Here is a 24,025-nt window from a genome sequence, read left to right on the forward strand (position 1 = left end):
AGCGCTCCATGCTGTCGCCTGTGGCGACAAAAAAACACGCCGGCGCTTGGCCGGCGTGATCGTCTTGCGACAAGGTCGCGGTGCTCACACCTCCTTGTAGAGTTCCGCACCTTGCCGGCGGAACTTCTCCGCCTGTTCCTCCATGCCCTTCATCACCGCGTCCGCGTCGCCGTCGAGGCCGTGCTCGGCGGCGTAGTCGCGCACCTCCTGGGTGATCTTCATGGAGCAGAACTTGGGTCCGCACATGGAGCAGAAGTGGGCGACCTTGGCGGAGTCCTTGGGCAGGGTCTCGTCGTGGTATTCGCGGGCGGTGTCCGGGTCGAGGCCGAGGTTGAACTGGTCTTCCCAGCGGAACTCGAAGCGCGCCTTGGACAGGGCGTTGTCGCGGCGCTGGGCGGCCGGGTGGCCCTTGGCCAGATCCGCCGCATGGGCGGCGATCTTGTAGGTGATGATGCCGGTCTTGACGTCGTCCTTGTTGGGCAGCCCGAGGTGCTCCTTGGGCGTCACGTAGCAGAGCATGGCGCAGCCGTACCAGCCGATCATCGCCGCGCCGATGCCGGAGGTGATGTGGTCGTAGCCCGGGGCGATGTCGGTGACCAGCGGGCCGAGGGTGTAGAAGGGCGCCTCGTCGCAGTACTCCAGCTGCTTGTCCATGTTCTCCTTGACCAGGTGCATGGGCACGTGGCCGGGGCCCTCGATCATCACCTGCACGTCGTGCTTCCAGGCGATGCGGGTCAGTTCGCCCAGGGTCTTGAGCTCGGCCATCTGCGCCTCGTCGTTGGCGTCGGCCACCGAGCCCGGGCGCAGGCCGTCGCCCAGCGAGAAGGCGACATCGTACTGCTTGCAGATCTCGCAGATCTCCTCGAAGTGGGTGTAGAGGAAGCTCTCCTGGTGGTGGAACAGGCACCACTTGGCCATGATCGAGCCGCCACGGGAGACGATGCCGGTGACGCGCTTGGCGGTCAGCGGCACGTAGCGCAGCAGCACCCCGGCGTGGATGGTGAAGTAGTCCACGCCCTGCTCGGCCTGCTCGATCAGGGTGTCGCGGAACACCTCCCAGGTAAGATTCTCGGCCACGCCGTTGACCTTCTCCAGCGCCTGGTAGATCGGCACCGTGCCGATCGGCACCGGCGAGTTGCGGATGATCCACTCGCGGGTCTCGTGGATGTTCTGGCCGGTGGAGAGGTCCATGATGGTGTCCGCCCCCCAGCGGATGCCCCAGGTCATCTTGTCGACTTCCTCCTCGATGGAGGAGGTCACCGCCGAGTTGCCCAGGTTGCCGTTGATCTTCACCAGAAAGTTGCGGCCGATGATCATCGGCTCGGACTCGGGGTGGTTGATGTTGCAGGGGATGATCGCCCGGCCGGCGGCTACCTCGGCGCGCACAAACTCCGGCGTGATCTCTTCGGGTAGCCTGGCGCCGAAACCCTGGCCGGCATGCTGATGGCCGAGGATGCGCTCCACTTCTGCCGTACCCAACGCCTGCCGACGCTGGTTCTCGCGAATGGCGATGAACTCCATCTCCGGCGTGACGATGCCCTGGCGGGCGTAGTGCAGCTGGGTGACGTTCTTCCCCGCTTTGGCGCGCCTGGGCGTGCGGGTCAGGTCGAAGCGCAGCGGGGCGAGCATGGGGTCGCTGGCGCGGCGCTTGCCGTACTCGGAGGTGGGGCCGTCGAGGAACTCGGTGTCGCCGCGCTCCTCGATCCAGGCGCGGCGCAGCTCGGGCAGGCCGCGGCGCAGATCATTGCTGGCCGCCGGGTCGGTGTAGGGGCCGGAGGTATCGTAGACCAGCAGCGGTGGGTTCTCCTCGTCTGCACCGGAGGTCTTGGTCGGCGACAGGCTGATCTCGCGGAAGGGCACGCGGATGTCGGGTCGCGAGCCTTCGACGTAGGCCTTGCGCGAGCCGGGCAGCGGCTGGATGGCGGCTTCGTCGACCTTGGCGGTCTCGGCGAGGAAGTGGGCGGTCTTGCTCATGGGTTAGGATCCTTGATGGTTGTTGTCGGTCAGGGGGCGTCAGAGGCTGTGGTCGAGCCCCATCTGCCAGAAATCGATCTCGAGCCGGGTGGCATCGCGGAACACCTCGGCCAGCTCGGCGAAGCGCGCCGGGGTGACGTCGGCCAGGCGGGCGTCGAGCCACTCGAGCTCGGCACGCATGGCGACCTGGAAGTCGTCGCTTGCGTACATGGCGATCCAGGCGTCATAGGGATTGGCGTCGCCGCGCACGGTATCCGGCTGGGCGTTCAGCCAGTTGGCGATCTCGCCGTAGCCCACCAGGCAGGGGGCCAGCGCCACGTGGAGGTCGAGCAGGTCGCCACGGTTGCCGGTATCGAGTACGTAGCGGGTATAGGCCAGGGTGGCCCTGGCCTCGGGCAGCGCGGCCAGCTCCGCCTCGGTGATGCCCCACTCGCGGCAGTAGCCCACGTGGAGCTCGAGCTCCACGTCGAGAATCGCCTTGAGCCCCTCATGGGCCTGGCGCAGATCACTCAGGGTGCGGCTCTTGTAGGCGGCCAGGGCGTAGGCGCGGGCGAAGTGGATCAGGAACAGGTAGTCCTGCTGCAGGTAGTGGCGAAAGGCGCCTTCGTCGAGGGTGCCGCTGCCCAGCCGGCGCACGAAGCCGTGCTCGATGTAGGCGCGCCAGTCGTCGTGGCAGGCGTCGGTCAGGTCGGTAAAGCGATAGCCCATCTGGCCTCCGGTGTGAAAGGATCCGGAGTGCGGGCGAAGGGGAGAAGAGTGGGACAGGGCTGGGAAGGGAATACTGGCGCCCTGGTCACCGCTTGATTCCTACGCCGGTACGAGCCGGATCAGGTTCAACGGGCCCCGCCGTGACGACACTCTGATTCAGAATATCGTATGGCGATCTCAGCCGGTTCCACCGGCACCCCGTCAAGCGTTGTGGCCAGTCTAGCAGGTCGTTGGCCGCTTTCCAGCCATACGTACCCCTTGGCTCATTCGGTCGGCACCTCCAGGCGTTCGAACCAGGTCTCGCTATCGGGCAGCGTCAGCTCGCTGGCGGGTTGGCCGCCGGCATACCACGACCGGGCGTTGCGCAGCTGCCAGCGGCGGCGTTCGCCATCCAGTTCGATGCCCAGCCGCAGCGGCCCATAGCGGGCAAAGGCGCGGCCAGCCAGATGCGAGTCGCGCAGGGCGAGGTTGGCCAGCAGCTCCAGACGCTCGCCGGCCTGCACGGCGAGGTTCTCCACCCGGACGGTATCGTCGTTCAGCATCACTCGCGCCTCGCCGTGCACCTCGCCCAGCGTCAGGCGTTCGCGCAGCCAGCGCCGCTCCCGGGCGGCATCGACGAGCAGGCGGACCAGCAAGCCGCTGTCGCGCATGGCCAGGTCGAGCCGGGCGTCGAGGGCCAACGGTGTTTCCCAGCGCATGTTGCCTTCGGGCACGTCGAGCCGGGCCCACCAGCCACGGGTGAGGTTGCCGCCGTCATCGGTCAGGTGCACGTTCTCGAGGCCCAGTCGAGAGCCGGAGATATCGAAGGTGAGAGTCTCCAGGTCGCCATCGGCGAGGCGGGTTGCCAGGTGCAGTTCGCCTTCGAGAATCTGGTCATGTAGCACGAGGCGGGCCTGGGGCGCCCGCAGTTCCAGGTGGCCGGCGGCGCTCATGCCATCCAGGTGCAGTTGGGCGGCGAGGCGTGCTTGGCCTTCGATCAGGCTGATGCCACCACCCTCCGGCAGGTAGGCGTTGAAGGCCGCGAGGTCTGGCGCCACCACGTGGGGCATGTCGATGTGCGTGCTCAGTTGGCGAAGGCCCTCGGGCAGCCCGAAGTGGCGCGCCCGGCTGCGAAGCTCCAGCAGGCGCCCTTCGATCAGCGCACCCTCGGTCTCCTGGCGGCGCAGGCCGAAGCGGGGCAGGCTAAGATGCAGCGTGGCGCCGGGATCGGTGACCTCCAACTCGAGCGAGCCGTCGCCGAAGGCCTCGTAGTGCAGGAAACGGGCGGCGAGTCGGTCGGAGTGGGCCTCGAGCCGGCTACCGGATGAGGGCATCCCCTCGGCAAAATGGAGATCGGCGCGCAACCTGCCGCTGCCCTGCACCGACAGGCCTTGCTCCTCGGGCAGGAGAGCATTGAGGAAACCGAGTCGGTCGAGCAGGCCGTCCAGCCGCAGCGTGCCGGCCAGCGGCCTGCGGTGTGCTTCGCGCCCGGGCCAGTCGAGGCCGCCTCGCAGGCGTGCCTGGCGGGCCACCAGCAGGGTGCGCAGTGTCTCGCCGTCGTTCGCCGAGGCGATCATTTCCACCCGGCTGCCGGAGAAGTCCAGCAACTGGCGGGCCGGGTCGAGATCGCGCAATGCCAGGGTGGCGTCCAGTGCACCTCGGAACGATGTTCCCCGCAGACGACCATGAATGGCATCGCCCGCCAGGCTGATGCGCCCCCGCCCACGTGCCTCCTCTAGTGTGAGAGATCCGTCGCTGCTGGCCTGGCCGCCGTCCAGCTGCAGCGGCACGCCCTCCGGTAGATAGGCGTTGAGTACGCTCGCATCGGGGATGCGGGCGTCGTGCCAAGTCACTCGCGCCGTGGGGGAGTGAGCGATCCTCTGCGTGATCGGAAGCGTGGCAGTCAGCGCCAGGTGATCGGCCTGGAAGAGCCGACGAACATCGCTCAAGCGGGTGAGGTCCACATCGTTGACGGCGAGGTCGGCGCTCGCCTCGGGATGGGGCTCGCCGGCTTGCACAGCGATGAGAAGCTGCCCCTCGCCGCGAGCGTGGTGGCCGAGGAAGCGAGCGCCGAGCGCTTCGGAACGTACCTCCAGTCGACTCCCTTCCTGCGGCTGCCCGTGGCGCACGTGCAGCGTGCCAGAAAGCCGGCCGCCTCCCTCCAGCCCGAGGTCGAGCCCGTCGAACAGTTCGGTCAGGATAGGGTCGAGCACGCCGAGATTGGCAAGGCGACCGTGCAGGGCCAGTTCCGCCGACCAGGACGGATCGCCCTTGAGCAGGCTACCGCCGTTCAGCGCTCTCCATGCCTGTGGCGCGCGAACGCGAGCGGTGGGCAGCGCCAGCGTCGTGGTGAGCGGCTGCACCTCGCCCGGGGCGGCGGCCTCCAGGTCGAGGCGGGTACCCGAGACATCCACCACGCCACGGGTCACGTCGAGTTCGGCGATGGGCAGGTGCAGGTCGAGCCGTCCTCTCAGCGGCTGCTCGCCGAGACGCAGGGCGATGCGGTCGCCGCTCAGATCGAAGCTGCCGGAGAGGCGTTCGGCGTCGTAGGCGAGCCCGCCCTGCAGCCTTGCCGAGCCGCCCTTCAGCTCGAGCGGTACCGGTGGCGGGAGATAGTGATCGAAGGCGGCGATGTCCGGCGCTTCAGCGTCGTGCCAGCGTAGTTCGGCATGCTGGAGCTCGTCCGGCGGCGCATGCAGGTGCAGCCCGGCAGTCTCGAGCGTTAGCCGGAAACCCTCGCCGTTCAGCAGGGCAGGCCGAGAAGCGGCGCCGGGCGTGGCATCGCGCATGGTGATGGCGCCGAGGGCAAGGGCGAGACGGGCGTGCTCTTCGACGTCGACTTCCACTGTGCCACTGCCGTCGACCCGGTAACGAGTGCCACCCTCGAGCCAGCGCCGCTCGTCGAGCTGGACGGAAAGGCGAGGGGAGTCCAGGCGCAGGCGGCTGCCCGGCTGCACCTCGCCGTTCACGACGGTCAGTTCGACTTCGAGAACACCGTGGCCGCCGATCTGTAGCCAGCCCAGGTCGGCGAGGTAGGGGTTGAAGAGGTCGTAGGCGTCGCTTCGGCCGGCCAGGTCGAGGGAGCCGGAGATGAAGCGCGCCGCCTGGCTACCGGCATGGTCCTTCAACGCCAGCGGGGCGAGTTCGAGGTCGGCGTCAAGCGCCACGCTCTCCACCAGTGGCGTATCGTCCTGAAAGATGGTGGCTCGTTCCCACTGCCCTGCCATGGCTTTCGCGGCCAGCTCACCGTCACGCCAGACGACGCCGCTCAGGTGCAGGTGGCCGCTGCCCCGCAGGCGGTACGCACCCAGGCGAACCTGGCGAACGCCCTCGGCGTCGAGGCGATGAAGGCGCAGCTGGCGATTCAGCAGCGAGGCAGGTGAAAGCACCAGGCTGGCGCGCTCGGCCACGAGCGCGTAGCGGCGCCCGCCGCCAGTGCCGGACAGGCGGGGCTCGGTGATCGTGAGGTGGCCGGGAAAGAGCGTCCAGGCGCGCTTCCACTCGAGCGCGATCCGTGGCTCACGGTCGAACTGGCGGCGGGCCCAGTCGCTGGCGAGCAGGGCGTTGGCGACAGCCAGATAGAGCACATACAGTGTCGCCGCGAACGTGACAAACCCTGCCAGCGCCCCGAGTGGCGTGGTTCGGGTCATGCGCGGCTCCCTCGTCCCTGAGGCATGCAATCTCCTCGCTGCGAACGGCGGTAGGGCCGTTCAGTAGAGGCGGTACGTCTTGTGATTCGGTACGCCCTGCTGCTCCTCGATGACCTTGCGGTAGCGCTTGTACTCCCACTGGTACTGGGCCGGATCCAGGGCGATGGCGTCCTCCACGCAGGCGTTGACACCGGTGGCCGATTGCGTCTCGTCGGTCGAGTAGACGCGCTCGTCGGCGGCGAGGAAGTGGATCGCGAAGCCGCGGCCGGGAAGACGCCGGGCCACGCCGGTGACCACCCGGGCGTCGGTGCGCGCGACCAGCTTGGGCAGCAGAGTCGCGGTGTAGGCCAGGCGATGGTAGAAGGGGGCGAACACGCCGCTGCCCCAGTCGGGCTCCTGGTCCGGCAGGATGCCGACGGCCTCGCTGCGCTTGAGCGCCTTGAGCAGGGCCGCGACGCCACGCGGGTTGGTCGGTACCAGGCTCGCGCCCATGCGCTCTCTGCCCTGGCGTATCACCGGGTCGAGTTCGGCGATCTTGGGCGGCTCGTACATGGCGGTGAACGGAAAGTGACTCGAGAGCCAGAAGTTGAGCACCTCCCAGTTGCCGAAGTGCGGGGCCAGGACGATGACGCCGCGCCCCTCGGCGCGGGCTTCGTCGAGCAGTTCGCGGCCGTGAATCTCGAGAATCGACCCTTCGACCCGCTGCGGCTCGCCCATCCAGGCGAAGCCCAGTTCGAGCATGGTGGCGGTGGAGTGGGTCAGGCTCTGCCGGGCGAGCCGGCGACGTTCGGTCGCGCCCTGGTCGGGGTAGACCTCGGCGAGGTTGGTTTCGGTGACCTCGCGTTCGCGGCGGCTGAAGCGATGCACCAGCGGGCCGGCGATGCGGGCCAGCCGCCAGAGCATGGCGGGACGGTAGCGGGCCAGGATATGCCACAGCATGGCGATGGCACGGCCCTGCACGGTGGCGGTGGGTGGCTGCGGCTCGCTCATGGCTCAGATCAGCCAGGCATCCACATTGTCGGGGGCACGCTGCTCCTGCAGGCGCTTGATGCCCTTGACGCAGCGAATCACCAGCCAGACGACCACCACCAGCCAGGTCACGAAGCCGATCAATACCAGCATCAGCAGCGCAGAAATGGCGAAGTAGAGCAGCGCGAGCCAGAAGGTGCGGATCTGGTAGCGATAGTGCTCATCGAACCAATGGGGTCCCTCACCGCGATAGACGTAGGCGATCACCACGCCGACCAGCATGGTCAGGCCACCGGTGACGATGCCTGCCAGGAACAGCGCATAGACGACGATGGGCAGGGTGGTGTCGGGCGCGCCGCCCGAATCGATGACGCTGCGGCTCTCGGGACTTTCGTTCATGAGGCATCCAGTCGTTCATGGTTTGCGTCAATGATACCGGCCGTGGGCGACATTGCCAGGGAGGCGTCTATTCGAGCGCCTCCTTGAGCGGGCGGCTGATCTCCAGCAAGTTGCCGTCGGGGTCGCGCAGATAGAGCGACTCGATAGGGCCGTTGGCGCCTTGGCGGGTGACCGGGCCGAGCTCGACTTCGACATCCAGCGCCGCCAGGTGGCGCTGGACCTCGTCCAGCGGCAGCAGGCTGCGCAGGCACAGGTCGAGGCTGCCCGGCGTGGGGGTGGCGGCGCGCGGCTCGATGTCGGTGGCCGTCCAATGCAGGCGCAGGGCGATGTCGCCGAGCATCAGGTCGACTCGCTCGCGATCGCGATAGCGCACCTCGAGCCCGAGCACACGGGAGTAGAAGTCCACGGCGCGGGAAATGTCGGTCACGGTGATGACCAGGTGGTCCAGACCTGACAGCATTGCCGGCCTCCTCGTTGTGATGCGGTTTCTGTAAGCTATGGTTCGCCAGGCCCAAAAGGATACGACGATGCCGACCTGCCCGCTATGCGCATCCCCCGATTCGCGACTTTTTCACCGCGACGCGAGGCGCGACTACTACCGTTGCGGGAACTGCCGGCTGGCATTCGTACCACCGGAGCAGCACCTGTCGCCCGAGCAGGAAAAAGCGGTCTACGACCAGCACGAGAATCACCCCGACGATCCCGGCTACCGGCGCTTCCTGGCACGGTTGTTCGTGCCCCTGCGCAGTCGTCTGACGCCGGGTGCCCGTGGCCTCGACTTCGGTGCCGGCCCCGGCCCGACGTTGTCGCTGATGTTCGAGGAGGCGGGCCACCCCATGGCGATCTACGATCCGTTCTACGCGCCGGACCCCGCCGTGCTTGAGCGCCGCTACGATTTCGTTACCGCCACCGAGGTGGTGGAGCACCTGTTCGAGCCGGGCCGTGAGCTCGAGCGTCTTGCGGCCATGCTGCCCGAAGGGGGCTGGCTGGGGCTGATGACCAAGCGCATGACCGACGAGGCGGCCTTCGCCCGCTGGCACTACATCCTCGACCCCACCCATGTGTGTTTTTTCAGCGAGGCGAGCTTCGAGTGGCTGGCGCAGCGGCTCGGCATGAGCGTCGAGTTTCCCGCTGCGGACGTGGCGCTGCTCCAGCAGCGTTCGGTTCGCTGAGGTTCTTGATGCCCATCAATTTTCCCTTGCCGCGACTGACCTAGAGTCATAGGGCAGGCAAGCGTGTCCGCAGTCTTGCTGCGCTTGGCGGACATGTCCCGCACAGCATGGCGATGCCAGGGGAGGGAACATGGGTAACGCGGAGGTGGTAGCCAGTAAGAGCGAGAAGCGGTTTTGTTTTCCGACGGCCTTTACCATTCTGTTCGGCTTGACGATCCTGGCGGCGGTACTGACCTGGATCGTGCCGGCAGGTCAGTACGAGAGGGTATACGACGAGTCGCTGGGGCGCGAGGTCACCCTGGTGGGTAGCTATCAGCAGGTCGAGGCCAACCCGCAGAATGCCTGGGACGTGCTGATGGCGCCCGTAGCGGGCCTGTACGACCCCGGCAGCTACGAGGCCAACGCGATCGACGTTGCCCTGTTCGTTCTGATCATTGGGGGCTTCATCGGCGTAGTCACGGCCACCGGTGCCATCGATGCCGGTATCGGGCGTGCCATGAAGCGTATGGCAGGCCACGAAAAGTGGATGATTCCGCTGCTGATGGGGCTCTTCGCTCTGGGCGGCACGACGTATGGAATGGCCGAGGAGACGCTGGCCTTCTACATGCTGTTGATCCCCATCATCATTGCCGCGGGATACGACTCGGTGACGGCAGTGGCGATCATTCTGTTGGGGGCGGGGGTCGGGGTGCTGGGCTCGACGGTCAACGCCTTTGCCACGGTCATCGCCTCCGATGCTGCCGGCATACCCTTCACCGACGGTCTGACCCTCAGGTTGATGATCCTGGTGCTGTGCTTCGTCGCCACCGTCCTCTATGTGATGCGCTACGCGGCCAAGGTCAAACGAAACCCCGAGGTTTCCATCGTCGGCGACCAGCGCGAAGCGGATCGAGAATATTTCCTGAGCCAGCGGAGCGCGGAAGAACTTCCTTTCACGCGTACTCGCATGCTGGTGCTCGCCCTATTTGCCGCCACTTTCCTGATCATGGTGTGGGGAGTGCTGATGGCCGGCTGGTGGATGGGAGAGATGACGGCGCTGTTCCTGGCGTCCAGTCTGGTCATCGGCGTGACGGCTCGCCTGGGAGAGGCGCGTTTCGTGGAGTCTTTCGTCGGCGGAGCCAAAGAGCTGCTGGGCGTGGCACTGATCATCGGTCTGGCGCGGGGTATCGTGGTCATCATGGATGCCGGCCTCATCACCGATACCATCCTGCATTGGTCCGAGGAGCGGGTGAGCGGCCTTTCCAACGTTGCCTTCATCAACGTCATGTACTGGCTGCAAATCATGATGTCGTTCTTCGTTCCCTCTTCCTCGGGGTTGGCCGTAATGAGCATGCCCGTGCTGGCACCTATGGCCGACTTTGCGGGAGTAGGGCGAGACCTGGTCGTGACGGCCTACCAATCTGCGAATGGCCTGGTCAACCTGATCAATCCGACCTTTGCCGTGGTCATGGGGGCGTTGGCGATAGGGCGTGTGCCCTATGAACGCTGGCTGCGCTTCATGTGGCCGCTGCTGGTGATTCTTACTCTGGTCATCCTCGGCTGTCTGAGTCTGGCGGCAATGCTGGGGTGAGGCACTGCAAGGTATCGAATCAGGCGTGCACGGCCGCCTGCCAGTTCGAGGCGTAACGAGGCGGTTAGCCGCTAACGGAACCGTTGGCGAGACATGCGAAAGGAGACGTCCCCATGCCGATTCAGCTAGGCGTACATTCCGAAGTCGGCAAATTGCACAAGGTGTTGGTCTGTTCGCCGGGGCTCGCCCACCAGCGCCTGACGCCGGGCAATTGCCACGAGCTATTGTTCGACGACGTGCTGTGGGTCAGCCAGGCCAAGCGTGACCACTTCGATTTCGTGACCAAGATGCGTGAGCGTGGGGTGGAAGTGCTGGAGATGCACAACCTGCTGACCGACATTTTGAAAAGCGCTGATGCAAGGAAATGGGTGCTGGATCGCAAGATTACTCCCGATCTCGTCGGGGTCGGGCTCGCAGACGAAGTTCGCGCTTGGCTGGACGACATGGAAGCAAGGCAGCTGGCGACCTATCTCATCGGCGGCATTTCGGGTGCCGATCTTCCCGAGACGGAAGGGGCGGAAGTATTGAAGATGTTTCGTGATTACCTGGGGCACTCGAGCTTCCTCCTACCGCCTCTACCAAATACCGTCTTTACCCGCGATACGACCTGCTGGATCTATGGCGGGGTCACGCTGAACCCGATGTACTGGGAGGCCAGGCGGCAGGAAACGCTGCTGACCACGGCCATCTATCGCTTCCATCCCTCCTTTACCGACGCGGAGTTTCGAACCTGGTATGGCGACCCTGAGCGCTATCATGGGCTGGCCACGCTGGAGGGTGGCGACGTGATGCCGCTTGGCAAGGGCATCGTCCTGATTGGCATGGGCGAACGCACGTCGCGACAAGCCATCGGTCAACTGGCCCAGTCTCTCTTCGAAGCCGAGGCCGCTGAGCGAATCATTGTCGCGGGGCTGCCAAGATCCCGTGCCGCCATGCATTTGGATACCGTGTTCAGCTTCTGCGATCGCGACCTGGCTACGGTGTTTCCTGAAGTGGTGCAGGGAATCGTGGCATTCAGCTTGCGCTCCGACGAGAGCAAGCCCGGCGGCATTGACCTGCGCCGCGAAACCTTGCCGTTCCTGGACGTCGTTGCCGAAGCGCTTGGCCTGAAGGCGCTGCGTGTCGTCGAGACAGGGGGCGACTGGTTCGAGTCGGAGCGTGAGCAGTGGGACGACGGCAACAACGTCGTGGCGATCGAACCCGGTGTAGTGATCGGCTATGACCGCAATACCTACACCAATACCCTGCTGCGCAAGGCCGGGGTGGAGGTGATCACCATCGACGCGAGCGAACTGGGCCGTGGGCGCGGCGGCGGTCATTGCATGACCTGCCCCATTGTGCGCGATCCGATCGACTACTAGCCGAAAGGTCAAGGAGGATGATGGCATGCGTATCGTGATTGCCCTTGGGGGCAATGCGCTGCTGCGCCGAGGCGAACCCATGACTGCTGACGCCCAGCGCGCCAATATCGGTGTCGCCTGCGAGCAGATCGCCAAGGTGGCTTCGGGCAATGAGCTGGTCATCGCCCATGGGAACGGGCCACAGGTAGGACTGCTGGCATTGCAGGGAGCGGCCTATACCGCTGTTTCCCCCTATCCACTGGATGTGTTGGGTGCGGAAACGGAAGGCATGATCGGCTACCTGATCGAGCAGGAACTCGGGAACCGCTTGCCCGCCGAGGTACCTTTCGCCACCCTGCTGACGCAAGTGGAGGTCGAGCCCGACGATCCTGCCTTTCAGCGTCCCAGCAAGCCGATTGGCCCCGTCTACTCGGCGGACGAAGCTGAACGCTTGGCTAGGGAAAAAGGGTGGTGCATCGCGCCGGATGGTGACAGGTTCCGTCGGGTCGTGCCGAGCCCTCGCCCCAAGCGGATCTTTGAACTCAGGCCGATAAGGTGGCTGCTGGAGAAGGGCACCATCGTCATCTGCGCCGGCGGGGGAGGCATTCCTGCCGTCTATGATGAGAACCGCAAGCTGCGCGGAGTTGAGGCGGTGATCGACAAGGACCTTTGCTCGGCGCTGCTGGCCGAGCAACTGCAAGCCGACCTGCTGGTCATCGCCACCGATGTCGACGCGGCATACGTCGATTGGAGCGATCCGAGCCGCAAGGCCATCGCCAATGCACATCCGGACGCCTTGGAGGCGATCGAGTTCGCTGCCGGTTCGATGGGGCCCAAAGTCGAAGCTGCTTGTGGTTTTGCCAGGCGTACCGGCAACGAGGCGGTGATCGGCACCTTGGCCGACATCGAGGCCATCGTGAGAGGGCAGAGAGGGACACGGGTGAGCGTTGCTGCAGTCGGACTCACCTATCGCTAGCCGTGGCTGTGTGTTCGAAAGGAAAAATTGTCGAGTTGATCGTGTTAGCCAAGATAATATTCCAGCTGTTCTGACTGGTTCAATGAAAGCGATTGACTTGGTGTGCGGTGGGCGTATGATTCGCGCCGCCCCGTCCGAGCCGTAGCCCTCATTTCAGCGCTGCACAGGTGGGAGTGGGCAGCGTTCCACGGTGTTTTCTGTCATCTTTCTTTATTTCCATCTGCTGTCGAGAGGCGCGCAAATGTCGCGGCAACTGCTGGCCATGGCCCTGGCCCCCCTGCTGGGGCTCTTCATCCTGGGGATCGGCAACGGCTTCCTGGCCACGCTGATTACCCTGCGGCTGGACGCGGCCGGCGAGTCGCCGGTGGTAATCGGCTGGGTCTCCTCGGCGTACTTCATCGGCCTGGCGCTAGGGGCGATGCTCAACGACCGGCTTTTGCTGCGCATCGGCCATATTCGCGCCTATGGTAGCTTCGCCTCGCTGGTGGCGGTCACGGTGTTGTTGCAGGCGCTGTTCTTTGAGCCCTGGGCCTGGTTCGTGCTGCGCCTGATCGGTGGCTGGGCCACCGTGGGGGTCTACCTGGTCATCGAGAGCTGGCTGCTCACCTCCGGCGACCAGAAGGTGCGCGGCAGGCTGCTGGCGCTCTACATGATTTCGCTGTACGCCGCCGGGGTCGTCGGCCAGCTGTTGCTCGGCGTTACCGATGCCATGGGCGAGACCGCCCCGTTCATGGTGATCGGCATGCTGGCGTCGCTGTCGGTGTTGCCGATGGCGATGATCCCCCGGGTGTCGCCGCTGATCGATCATGCCGAGCCGCTGTCGCCGATGCGCCTGATCACCATCACGCCCACCGGCGTGATGGGCAGCTTCGGCTCCGGCCTGGCGGTGGCCGCGGTCTACACCCTGCTGCCGCTCTATCTCCAGCGCATCGGACTCTCGGTGGCGCAGGTAGGCCAGATGATGGCGGTGGTCGTGCTTGGCGCCATGCTGCTGCAGTATCCCATCGGGCGCTGGTCCGACCGTCACGACCGTCAGATCGTGCTGATCATGATCGGCGTCTTCTGCACCTTCATCTCCGTCGCCATGCTGCTGCTGCCGCTCTCGACCTGGCTACTGGCGGGGTTGCTGTTCCTGCTGGGGGGCGGCATCTTCGCGCTCTACCCGGTGGCGGTGAGCCACGCCGCCGACCGTGCCCCGGCCGGTGCGCTGGTGCGCATGAGCCAGGGGCTGCTGCTGATCAACGCCATCGGCTCGACGGTCAGCCCGCCGCTGATCTCGCCGGTGATGGCCTGGGTGGGGGATGCCGGTCTGTTCTGGGCCTTCGGTGGCATGGGTGTGTTCCTGGTGGGCTTCTTCGCCTGGCGGCGCAGCGTGCGCCCGGCACCGGTGCCGGTGGCGCCGTTTGCTCCGAATACGCCGATGTCGCCTGCGGGCGCCGAGCTCACCGTGACCGAGGAGCTGGTGCAGGGCGCTATCGAGCACGAGTACGTGGAAGACCTCTCCAATGTCGTGCCGGAAGTCGAAGTGGCCGAGCCCCTGGTCGGCCCGCCGCCGCCGGACGAGCCGCATATCGTCTACTATCAAGATGACGACGATACCGACCTGCCACCGAGCGATGAGTGCGAGCGAATCGAGGAGCCGCTTGACAGCGACGCCCGCCGCTGAGGGGGCTCTCGCGGCCTGGTGGTCTATTCTCGAGCTGTTGGCTTTCCCGAAGCGCCCGATGCCTCGCATCGGGCGCTTTGTTTTGCGTGGAGGTGCCAAATGAGCATGGCCTCGGGGCTGCGACCTAGGGATAATGGTTAACGAAAAGTAGGGAATCTACTATCGCCGTTATCATTTTCCTGAGGTAGTGCCATGTCTCCCTTTATTGCCCCCGTTCGTGACCTTCGCTTCGTGCTCGAGGAACTGCTCGAGCATCGCTCGCTCGCACTGCCCGGCTTCGACGAGGCCAGTCCCGACCTGGTCGAGGCGGTGCTGGAGGAAGCCGCCAAGTTGGCCGGGGAGGCCTGGGCCCCGCTCAATGCCAGCGGCGACCGGCAAGGCAGCGTGCGTCGTGAGGATGGCGGCGTGACCCTGCCGGACGGTTTCGCCGAGGCCTACCGTGCCTATGTGGAGGGTGGCTGGAACGGCATCGGCGTGTCCCAAGCGCTGGGCGGCCAGGGGCTTCCCGAGGTGGTGGCGAGCAGCGTGCAGGAGATGCTGCACGGCGCCAACATGGCGCTAGGGCTGTGCCCGATGCTCACCGCCGGGGCCATCGAGGCGCTGGCCCACCACGGCAGCGATGCGCTCAAGGCGACCTACCTGCCCAGGCTGGTCGAGGGCAGCTGGACCGGCACCATGAACCTCACCGAGCCCCAGGCCGGCTCCGATCTCTCCAAGGTGCGTACTCGCGCCGTGCCTGAAGACAATCATTACCGCCTGTTCGGGCAGAAGATCTTCATCACCTGGGGCGAGCACGACGCCAGCGAGAACATCATCCACCTGGTACTGGCGCGCAAGCCCGACGCCCCCGAGGGCAACAAGGGCATCTCGCTGTTCCTGGTACCTAAGTTCCTGGTCAACGACGACGGTTCGCTGGGCGAACGCAACGACGTTACCTGTGCCTCCATCGAGCACAAGCTGGGCATTCACGGCTCGCCCACCTGCACCCTGAGCTTCGGTGAAAACGACGGCGCCATCGGCTACCTGGTAGGCGAGGAGGGGCGTGGCCTCAACCACATGTTCACCATGATGAACGAGGCGCGCCACAAGGTCGGCGTGCAGGGCATCGGCGTGGCCGAACGTGCCTGCCAGCACGCCTTCGCCTACGCGCTGGACCGCGTCCAGGGCAGGGCGCGCGGCACCGAGGCCACCATCAGCGAACACCTCGACGTACGCCGCATGCTGCTCTCCATGCGTGCCCGCACCGATGCTCTGCGGGCACAGGCGCTCTACTGCGCCGCCCAGCTCGACGTGGCCCGCCATGCGGCCGACGCCGCCGAGCGCGAGGCCGCCCAGGCGCGGGTCGACGTGCTGATCCCGGTGGTCAAGGCGTTCTCCACCGACCAGGCCGTGGAAATCGCTTCGCTGGGCGTGCAGGTGCATGGCGGCATGGGCTATATCGAAGAGACTGGCGCGGCCCAACTGCTGCGCGACGCCCGTATCGCCCCGATCTACGAGGGCACCAACGGCATCCAGGCCCTCGACCTGGCCGGGCGCAAGCTCTCCCGCGATGGCGGTGCGGCGCTGAGCGGGCTGATCGACGAGGTCGAGGTTACCGCCGGTGAGCTGTGTGACAGCGGCGAGCTTGCCGCATTGGGCGAAAGCCTGGAAGCCGGTGCCGCCGACCTGCGTGTCGCCATGGCCCTGGTGCTGGAGGCGAGCCGCGATCCGGATAGCGGCCCGGACGCCGTTCAGGCCTACGCCACGCCGTTCCTGACGCTGGCCGGCCACGTACTGTGTGCCTGGCAGATGGGGCGCGCGGCGCTCAAGGCCCGCGCCGCGCTGGCAGAAGGCAGCAGCGAGCCCTTCTATCGGGCCAAGCTGGCCGCCGCCGACTTTGCCCTGCGCCAGTGGCTGCCGCTCGGTCGCGCCAACCGCAGCGTGATCGAGGCCGGCATGCAGAGCCTGATCGACTTCCCGGTCACCGCCTCCTGAGGCAACGGGCAGCGATCGGTCGACTTGCCGATCGGTGCCCTCGCGTCCAGCACTGCACAATAACGACACCACACCCGGAGCCCACCATGAACGACAGCATCTTCGAACAGGACCTGCCCAAGACGCCGGCCAACTTCGTCCCGCTATCCCCGCTGACCTTCATCGAGCGTAGCGCGTCCATCTATCCCGACTACCCGGCAGTGGTGCATGGCGATATCCGCCGTAGCTGGAGCGAGACCTGGGCGCGTTGTCGCCGGCTCGCTTCGGCGCTCGAGAAGCGCGGCATCAAGCCCGGCGAGACGGTGGTCGTGATGCTGCCCAACGTACCGGCCATGTTCGAGGCGCACTTCGGCGTGCCGCTGGCCGGCTGCGTGCTCAACACGCTCAACATCCGCCTCGACGCCGAGGCCATTGCCTACATGCTCGAGCACGGCGAAGCCCAGGCGGTGCTGGTCGACCCGGAATTCGCCGGGGTGATCGAGGACGCCGTCTCGCGGCTGGCCATCAAGCCGCTGGTGGTCGATGTGGACGATGCCCTGTACGAGGGCGAGTCGCGCCATATCGGTGAGCTGGAATACGAGGCCCTGCTGGCCGAGGGCGATCCGGACTACGCCTACCAGCTCCCCGAGGACGAGTGGCAGGCGATCTCGCTCAACTACACCTCCGGCACCACCGGCAAGCCCAAGGGGGTGGTCTACCACCACCGCGGCGCCTACCTCAATGCGGTGAGCAATATCCTCGAGTGGGCCATGCCGCACCATCCGGTCTACCTCTGGACCCTGCCGATGTTCCACTGCAACGGCTGGTGCTTCCCCTGGACCATCGCCGCCAACGCCGGCACCAGCGTGTGCCTGCGCAGGGTCGACCCCAAGCGGATCATGGACCTGATCGCCGATGAAAAGGTGACCCACTTCAGCGGTGCGCCCATCGTGCTCAACGGCCTGGTCAACCTGCCGGCGGAGCAGAAGCGCGAGTTCGATCACCCGGTGAAAGTCACCACCGCCGGCGCCGCGCCACCGGCCTCGGTGATCGCCGGGGTCGAGAAACTCGGCATCGAGGTGACGCACGTCTACGGCCTCACCGAGGTCTACGGGCCGGTGACGGTGTGCGCCTGGCGCGAGGCCTGGGATGAGCTGCCGCTGGAGCAGCGTGTCCGGATCAAGGCGCGCCAGGGGGTGCGCTACCACATGCTGGAAGCGCTCTGCGTGGCCGACCCCAGCACCCTGGAACCGGTACCCAAGGATGGCGAGACCATCGGCGAGATCCTGATGCGCGGCAACAACGTGATGAAGGGCTACCTCAAGAACGAGGCCGCCACCGAGCAGGCGCTGGAGGGCGGCTGGTACCACACCGGCGACCTCGCCGTGTGGCATCCGGACGGCTACATCGAGATCAAGGACCGCTCCAAGGACATCATCATCTCCGGCGGCGAGAACATCTCCACCATCGAAGTGGAGGATGCCATCTACTCGCATCCGGCGGTGGAGGAGGCCGCGGTGGTGGCCAAGCCCGACGAGAAGTGGGGCGAAACGCCCTGCGCTTTCGTCAAGCTCAAGGTGGGCTTCGGCGAGGTCACCGAAGCCGACATCATCGAGCATTGCCGCCAGCATCTGGCGCGCTTCAAGGTACCCAAGACGGTGATCTTCACCGAGCTGCCCAAGACCTCCACCGGCAAGATCCAGAAATTCGTCCTGCGCGAAGAAGCGCGCAAGCACTGAAGGGAGAGACACGATGAGCCAACGAACCATCGGGGTGGTCGGTGCCGGCACCATGGGGCAGGGCATCGCCCAGGTGCTGGTCGCGAGCGGCTTGCCCGTGCAGCTCTACGACGTGGCCGACGAGCAGCTCGGCCGGGCCCAGGCCGCCATCGACAAGGGGCTGGGCAAGCTGGTGGCCAAGGAGAAGCTCGGCGAGGCCGAGAAGGGCGAGGCCATGGCGCGTCTCGAGCTGACCACCTCGCTCGAGGCCCTGCGTGGCTGCGAGGTGATCATCGAGGCCGCTCCCGAGCAGCCGGCGCTGAAGGAGAAGCTGTTCCGCGATCTGAGCCGCCTGAGCCACGATGCGATACTCGCCTCGAACACCTCGTCGCTGTCGCTGACCCGTCTCGCCGCGGTGTGCGAGCGCCCGGAGCGCGTGGTGGGCATGCACTTCTTCAACCCGGTGCCGGTGCTCAAGCTGGTCGAGGTGATCCGCGCCGAGCAGACCAGTGACGCCACCGTGGCGCGCATCGAGGCGCTGGCCAGGCAACTGGGCAAGACGCCTGTGGCCATCGCCGACTCGCCGGGCTTCGCCGTCAACCGCCTGCTGGTGCCGATGATCAACGAGGCGGCATTCCTGCTCCAGGAGGGGGCCGCCAGCGCTGAGGACATCGACCAGTCGATGAAGCTCGGTGCCGCTCACCCCATGGGGCCGCTGGCGCTTGCCGACCTGATCGGCCTGGACGTCTGTCTGGCGATCATGGAAGTGCTGCAGGAGGGCTTCGGCGATCCCAAGTATCGCCCCTGCCCGCTGCTCCGACGCATGGTCGCGGCCGGCTATCTGGGGCGGAAAACGGGTCGCGGCTTCCACATCTACGAATAAGGGATTGCCGACCAACCAAGCGTTCGCTAGGGTTGGTCGGTATCGTCCAGACAACAAGCAAGGAGCCCCACATGAGCGAGAAGCTGATCGAGGTGGTCGACAACGCCGGCGTCGTGCGCCTGACCATCAACCGCCCCAAGGCGCTGAACGCCCTCAACAGCGCCGTACTCACCGAGCTGGAAGCGGTGCTCACCGAACTCGGGCAGCGCAATGACCTGCGCGCGGTGCTGATCACCGGGGCGGGCGAGAAATCCTTCGTGGCCGGCGCCGACATCACCGAGATGCGCGAGAAGACCCCGGAAGAAGCGCGCGCCTTCGCCAGCCAGGCCCTGCGCACCATCAAGCGACTGGAAACCCTCCCGGTGCCGGTGGTCGCCCTGGTCAACGGGTTTTGTCTTGGCGGCGGCTGCGAACTGGCGCTGGCCTGCGACTGGGCCGTAGCCAGCGACAACGCCATCTTCGGCCAGCCCGAGGTGCTGCTCGGGGTGATTCCCGGCTTCGGTGGCACTCAGCGCCTGCCACGTCGGGTCGGGCCGGCCATGGCGATCGACCTGGTCACCACCGGGCGCAAGATCGATGCCCAGGAGGCCCTGCGCATCGGCCTGGTCAACCGCGTGATGCCCCAGGCCGAACTCGAGGCCTACGCCGAAGAGCTGACGCAGCAGCTGGCCGGCAATGGCCCCCAGGCGGTACGTGCCGCCAAGCAGGCGGTGCACGACGGCATGGACCAGGACCTCGACAGCGCCCTGGCGCTGGAGACTGCGCTGTTCGCGTTCTGCTTCGCCGGGGGGGAGCAGAAGGAGGGCATGGGCGCCTTCGTCGAGAAGCGCAAGCCGAATTTCTGAGGAATGCTCGAGCAGTTCTGACAAGGACGGCGGCGAGGTATCTCGCCGCCGTTGTTGGTTGGCAAAGCGCCTCTCTCAGGTAAGGTGATGCGTACAGCTCACTCGAGGATTGAACGACTCGAGGTGAAGGGTGCCGTCATCATTGAACCAGACATGCTGATCGTAGTGCGGCTCGAAACCGTGCGCTTCGTCGATCGTTGTGGCGGGATCGTCGGCCATGGCATCCCATGTGCGGCCGGCAAAGACGGGGGGTTCGCTGTTGCCGGCGGCATGCCAGGCCTTCTGGAACACTAGATTTTCGACACCCACAAGCTTCATTGTTCCGTCTTCCTGGGGCTCGTAGAGCAGAATGGCCGGCGCGTGGAAGTCGGTATGCAGGCCGTTGCCATCGACACGAGGATGGGTTGCCGTAATGCCGAGCAGGTCGGGGCGCAAGTAGTGCAAGCCCATGCCTCCCAGTTCGGCGTCCAATCCTTCCGTCTCAGCGCTTACGCACCTACCGGACGGGTCCGGCACGTAGCCCTCCGCCAAGGCGGTATTTATGTTCTCGAAGCGCTGCGTGGCTACGCGTATGGCGCCGACCAAGGCTGTCTCATCAAGTTCATCGACCGGCTCGGCCGCTGATACAGCTGTTGCCTGGATTAGTGCCGCAATCGCCATGACGATGCCCCCTCCAAGTACCAGGCTTGGAAGAAGGGCGCTCTTGTATCTTATTGTCATTGCCCGTGTCCTCACATGAGCGACCGCGTCAAGGGTGCGGTTCGCTATGGGAGCATAGCAAGAGCGTCGGCCCCAGAGAGGTTGATTTCAACTAATGCGAAGCGAGGCTCAGGCCGGTCTCATGCCATCTCTCGCCGCCGCCAGCGAAGCATCCCGGTGGCGATGGCGGTGCCCGCCAGGGTGATGGCCATGCCGACCATGACCTGCAGGCTGAGCCTCTCGCCCAGCAGCAGGTAGCCCCACAGCAGGGCGCTGACCGGCACCAGGAAGGTGACCGTCGAGGTAGCGGTGGCACCGGCACTCGAGATCAGCCCGAAGTAGAGCAGGAAGGCGAGCGTGGTGCTGAAGATGGCCAGCCCCAGGCCGTTGGCCCAGGCCAGGCCGCTGATCGGCTCGCTGGGCCACAGCCACAGGCCGGGGATCAGCAGGATCAGCGCCGACATGGCGGTGCTGCCGGCCGCCAGCACCCGCACCGGCAGGTGCGACAGGTAGGTCTTGGAGTAGTTGGTCGCCACGCCGTAGCAGAAGGTGGCGCCAACGGCGGCGAGGATGAACCAGCCGTCACCGCCCAGGGCGAAGTCCAGTCGGTTTGCCGAGAGCACATAGACCCCGAAGAAGGCCAGTGCCAGGCCCAGGTACTGCCGGCGCTGTATCGGGGTGGTGAAGAACAGCGCGCCGAGCAGGGCGGTGAAGATCGGCGTGGTGGCGTTGATCAGCGAGGTGAAGCCCGCCTCGAGCCGCACCGTGGCCAGTGCCAGCAGGCTGAAGGGCAGCACGTGGTTGACCAGCCCCAGCAGCAGCAGGCCGCCCTTGTTCTCCCACACCAGCGTGAGATAGCGCAGGCTGAACAGCAGCGGCAGCAGCAGCAGCGAGCCGATACCCATGCGCACCAGGATCAGCGGTACCGGGCCGAATTCCGGCACCGCCACGCGCATGAAGATGAACGACATGCCCCATAGGGTCGAGAGCAGGATCAGGCGTAGGGAATCGGCCGGCGACATGCGACGTCCTTGGCAGGTAGGTGGAGAGAATAAAGAGCCTAGACCATGTCGCTGGTCTATGAATAGCCTGTTTTTTATCAATAATATTGATGTGAAATATCAGCGATCGTGCTGGTCAGGGAGACGTGCCAACGACGATCCAGCCCTTGTCGTCGACGCTTACCGGCACCGGATCGAGCGTGCAGCCGAGGCCCAGGCCGCCGGTTCCTTCGCCGCTTCGGGCCGAGAAGGTAGCATCGTGGTTGGTGCAGCGCAGCTGTTCACCATCCTGGCTGAGCACCCGCCTGCCGCGCTGGTCGAGAGGCAGGAACTGATGGGGGCAGGCGTTGACGTAGCCGAACAGGGCATCGTCCAGACGCACCAGCAGCAGCGGAAAACTGCCACGCTCGCTCTGCAGCGTCAGGCTGGAGGTATCGCCGGGAGCGATGTCATCGAGTCGGACGAGGCGCGTGCCTGGCGCCGGTGCGCTACGATATTGCTGCCATGCCTGGGTCATGACGACTGCCTTGGTTGGGGGGTGGGCCGCCATTGTCGCCAATCAGGGCGTATCTGTCAGCGCCAAGCGGGAATGCGAACGCGGCCCTCTGGCGTGACGGCTGGGAAGGAAAATGGACGTGCTACAGAGGAACTGTACGTGAGAATTGCCGAACTCAATCTCTACCCGGTCAAGTCGCTGAGTGGGATTTCGCTCGCACGAGCCACCCTGGGCGAGCGTGGCCTGGCCTACGACCGCCACTGGATGGTGGTCGACCAGGTGGGGCGCTTCGTCACCCAGCGCCAGATGCCGGGCATGGCACGGGTCACGGTCCGGCTCGAGGACGACTGGCTGGTGCTGGAGCATCCCGAAGCGCAGCCGCTGGCCATCGCACTGGCAAGGCGCGACCAGCCTCGGCTGACGGCCTACGTCTGGGACGATACCTGCCAGGCGCTGGATGAAGGGGAGGAGGCGGGCCGTTGGCTCACCGCTGTGCTTGGCGACCTGCGCGGCAGCGCACTGCGTCTGGTGCGCTTCGACGACGACCACCGGCGCCCGGTGGAATCCCGCTACCTGCAGGGCGAAGCGGCACATACCGCCTTCGCCGATGGTTACCCCTTCCTGATCGCCTCGCAAGCCTCGCTCGATGCCCTCAATACCGCCTTGCAGGAGAAGGGATTGGTGCCACTGCCCATGAACCGCTTCCGGCCCAACATCGTCGTCGATGGTGCTGCCGCCTTCGCCGAAGATGGCTGGCGCGAAGTCGCCGCCACGGAGGGGCACTATCGCTTCGGGCTGCGCAAACCGTGCCAGCGCTGCAAGATCACTACCGTCGACCAGACCCGCGGCACCATCGACGTGCCCGGCGAGCCGCTGCAGACCCTGATGCAGATGCAGACCCAACCATTGCGGCCCGGGGCGTACTTCGGCCAGAACGCCACGCTGCTGGACGGAGCAGAACAGCGCATTGCCGTAGGGGATTGGCTCGAAGCGACGCCGGTCGCAGAGTGTTAAAACTTGTAGGGTTTATTTTTCCCAGGCTTTCTTGTCTCTCCTTTTGAACTAACGTAATAACTTTATTGCATTGGTTCAGGAGGAAGCATGCAGACACGTCGAGAATCCCCAGGAGCGCCAAGCGTGGCGGGCTTCTTCGATCCAGTCACTTTCAGTGTCCAGTACGTGGTGACCGACACGGCGACAGGCCGCTGCGCCATCATCGACCCGGTACTCGACTTCGAAGAGAAATCGGGAGCGACTGCCACAAGGAATGCCGATGCGCTGTTGGCGTACGTGGAACAACACGGCCTCGAAGTGGAATGGATCCTCGACACCCATCCACATGCCGACCACTTCTCCGCCGCCCAGTACCTGAAAGCCAGGACCGGTGCGCCCACGGCCATCGGCACTTACGTCAAGAAGGTTCAGGAGCTGTGGAGCGAGCTCTACCACTGGCCGGATTTTCCTGCCGACGGCAGGCAGTGGGACCGGCTGTTCGCCGAGGGCGACACCTTCCGCATCGGCGAAACGGAGGGGCGCGTGCTTTTCTCGCCCGGCCATACCATGGCCTCCATCACCTACGTGATCGGCGATGCCGCCTTCGTTCACGACACGCTTTTCCAGCCGGACTCAGGCACCGCCAGGGCCGACTTTCCGGGTGGTAACGCCCGTAAGCTCTGGCAGTCGGTCCAGCAGATACTCGCCTTGCCGGACGCTACTCGCCTGTTCACCGGCCACGACTACATGCCGGAAGGGCGCGAGCCGGAGTGGGAAAGCACGGTGAGTGAACAGAAGGCATCCAACACCCACGTGGCCGAGGGGCAGACCGAGGAAGCATTCGTCTCGCTGCGCAACGAGCGCGATGCCCAACTGCCCATGCCGAAGCTGATACTGCATTCCCTGCAAGTCAACATACGAGGCGGCAGCCTGCCCGAGCCTGAAACGAACGGCCGCCGTTACCTCAAGATACCGCTCGATGCGCTGCCGGGCGCCGCCTGGGAATAGGCGCACGCTACACTGGCACAGGAGGC

General features: G+C 65.7%; 20 protein-coding genes and 1 riboswitch. Of the genes, 11 read left to right on the forward strand and 9 right to left on the reverse strand.

The features are described 5' to 3' along the window. Positions 1-84 precede the first annotated feature (84 nt). The 6 genes from thiC to I4484_RS06325 form a co-directional block, all read right to left on the reverse strand. Positions 85-1,974, reverse strand: coding sequence for a phosphomethylpyrimidine synthase ThiC (gene thiC / locus I4484_RS06300; protein WP_197450133.1), 1,890 nt, complete (start codon positions 1,972-1,974; stop codon positions 85-87). A 39-nt stretch (positions 1,975-2,013) separates the two neighbouring features. Beyond that, positions 2,014-2,682: a thiaminase II gene (gene tenA / locus I4484_RS06305; protein WP_197450134.1), complete on the reverse strand. Its 669-nt coding sequence runs from the start codon at positions 2,680-2,682 to the stop codon at positions 2,014-2,016. Positions 2,683-2,761: 79 nt separating this feature from the next. Next, positions 2,762-2,893: riboswitch (TPP riboswitch) on the reverse strand. 52 nt (positions 2,894-2,945) lie between these two features. Beyond that, entirely contained in the window at positions 2,946-6,311 is a 3,366-nt protein-coding gene (locus I4484_RS06310) for a hypothetical protein (RefSeq protein ID WP_197450135.1), read from the reverse strand. A 60-nt stretch (positions 6,312-6,371) separates the two neighbouring features. Continuing rightward, positions 6,372-7,301, reverse strand: coding sequence for a lysophospholipid acyltransferase family protein (locus I4484_RS06315; protein ID WP_197450136.1), 930 nt, complete (start codon positions 7,299-7,301; stop codon positions 6,372-6,374). 3 nt (positions 7,302-7,304) lie between these two features. Next, positions 7,305-7,679, reverse strand: coding sequence for a hypothetical protein (locus I4484_RS06320; protein WP_197450137.1), 375 nt, complete (start codon positions 7,677-7,679; stop codon positions 7,305-7,307). A 67-nt stretch (positions 7,680-7,746) separates the two neighbouring features. After that, positions 7,747-8,139: a VOC family protein gene (locus tag I4484_RS06325; RefSeq protein ID WP_197450138.1), complete on the reverse strand. Its 393-nt coding sequence runs from the start codon at positions 8,137-8,139 to the stop codon at positions 7,747-7,749. A gap of 67 nt (positions 8,140-8,206) precedes the next feature. Here I4484_RS06325 and I4484_RS06330 point away from each other — a divergent pair, with 67 nt between their 5' ends. The 9 genes from I4484_RS06330 (at position 8,207) to I4484_RS06370 (ending at position 19,802) form a co-directional block, all read left to right on the forward strand. After that, positions 8,207-8,851 (forward strand): class I SAM-dependent methyltransferase, encoded by a 645-nt coding sequence (locus I4484_RS06330; protein WP_197450139.1) that lies wholly within the window; start codon positions 8,207-8,209, stop codon positions 8,849-8,851. 130 nt (positions 8,852-8,981) lie between these two features. Then, entirely contained in the window at positions 8,982-10,421 is a 1,440-nt protein-coding gene (locus I4484_RS06335) for a YfcC family protein (protein ID WP_197450140.1), read from the forward strand. A gap of 113 nt (positions 10,422-10,534) precedes the next feature. Then, complete coding sequence (arcA, locus tag I4484_RS06340; RefSeq protein WP_197450141.1) at positions 10,535-11,782, forward strand: arginine deiminase; 1,248 nt, start codon at positions 10,535-10,537, stop codon at positions 11,780-11,782. Positions 11,783-11,807: 25 nt separating this feature from the next. After that, complete coding sequence (arcC, locus tag I4484_RS06345) at positions 11,808-12,737, forward strand: carbamate kinase (RefSeq protein ID WP_197450142.1); 930 nt, start codon at positions 11,808-11,810, stop codon at positions 12,735-12,737. A gap of 241 nt (positions 12,738-12,978) precedes the next feature. Beyond that, the gene (locus I4484_RS06350; RefSeq protein ID WP_197450143.1) at positions 12,979-14,403 is read left to right on the forward strand and encodes an MFS transporter; all 1,425 of its coding nucleotides are present in this window, start codon (positions 12,979-12,981) and stop codon (positions 14,401-14,403) included. A gap of 192 nt (positions 14,404-14,595) precedes the next feature. Further along, the gene (locus I4484_RS06355) at positions 14,596-16,377 is read left to right on the forward strand and encodes an acyl-CoA dehydrogenase (protein WP_197450144.1); all 1,782 of its coding nucleotides are present in this window, start codon (positions 14,596-14,598) and stop codon (positions 16,375-16,377) included. An 86-nt stretch (positions 16,378-16,463) separates the two neighbouring features. After that, positions 16,464-18,095 carry an acyl-CoA synthetase gene (locus I4484_RS06360; RefSeq protein ID WP_197450145.1) on the forward strand — a complete coding sequence of 544 codons (1,632 nt, stop codon included), beginning with the start codon at positions 16,464-16,466 and terminating at the stop codon, positions 18,093-18,095. A gap of 13 nt (positions 18,096-18,108) precedes the next feature. Beyond that, complete coding sequence (locus I4484_RS06365) at positions 18,109-18,957, forward strand: 3-hydroxybutyryl-CoA dehydrogenase (RefSeq protein WP_197450146.1); 849 nt, start codon at positions 18,109-18,111, stop codon at positions 18,955-18,957. A 71-nt stretch (positions 18,958-19,028) separates the two neighbouring features. Then, entirely contained in the window at positions 19,029-19,802 is a 774-nt protein-coding gene (locus I4484_RS06370) for an enoyl-CoA hydratase-related protein (protein WP_197450147.1), read from the forward strand. Positions 19,803-19,877: 75 nt separating this feature from the next. Here the strand turns inward: I4484_RS06370 and I4484_RS06375 are convergent, their stop codons facing one another. The 3 genes from I4484_RS06375 to I4484_RS06385 all read right to left on the reverse strand — a co-directional run bounded on the left by I4484_RS06375 (position 19,878) and on the right by I4484_RS06385 (position 22,019). Next, entirely contained in the window at positions 19,878-20,462 is a 585-nt protein-coding gene (locus I4484_RS06375; protein WP_197450148.1) for a hypothetical protein, read from the reverse strand. Between the two features lie 179 nt (positions 20,463-20,641). After that, positions 20,642-21,523 carry a DMT family transporter gene (locus tag I4484_RS06380; RefSeq protein WP_197450149.1) on the reverse strand — a complete coding sequence of 294 codons (882 nt, stop codon included), beginning with the start codon at positions 21,521-21,523 and terminating at the stop codon, positions 20,642-20,644. 115 nt (positions 21,524-21,638) lie between these two features. Then, positions 21,639-22,019 carry a Rieske 2Fe-2S domain-containing protein gene (locus I4484_RS06385; RefSeq protein ID WP_197450150.1) on the reverse strand — a complete coding sequence of 127 codons (381 nt, stop codon included), beginning with the start codon at positions 22,017-22,019 and terminating at the stop codon, positions 21,639-21,641. A gap of 138 nt (positions 22,020-22,157) precedes the next feature. Between I4484_RS06385 and I4484_RS06390 the strand changes: the two genes are divergently transcribed. Continuing rightward, positions 22,158-23,012 carry an MOSC domain-containing protein gene (locus I4484_RS06390; protein ID WP_197450151.1) on the forward strand — a complete coding sequence of 285 codons (855 nt, stop codon included), beginning with the start codon at positions 22,158-22,160 and terminating at the stop codon, positions 23,010-23,012. Between the two features lie 87 nt (positions 23,013-23,099). Further along, positions 23,100-23,999: an MBL fold metallo-hydrolase gene (locus tag I4484_RS06395; RefSeq protein ID WP_197450152.1), complete on the forward strand. Its 900-nt coding sequence runs from the start codon at positions 23,100-23,102 to the stop codon at positions 23,997-23,999. Positions 24,000-24,025: the final 26 nt, after the last annotated feature.

Source organism: Halomonas sp. SS10-MC5 (assembly GCF_015992245.1).
In the GTDB taxonomy this organism is placed as follows: Bacteria; Pseudomonadota; Gammaproteobacteria; order Pseudomonadales; family Halomonadaceae; genus Halomonas; species Halomonas sulfidoxydans.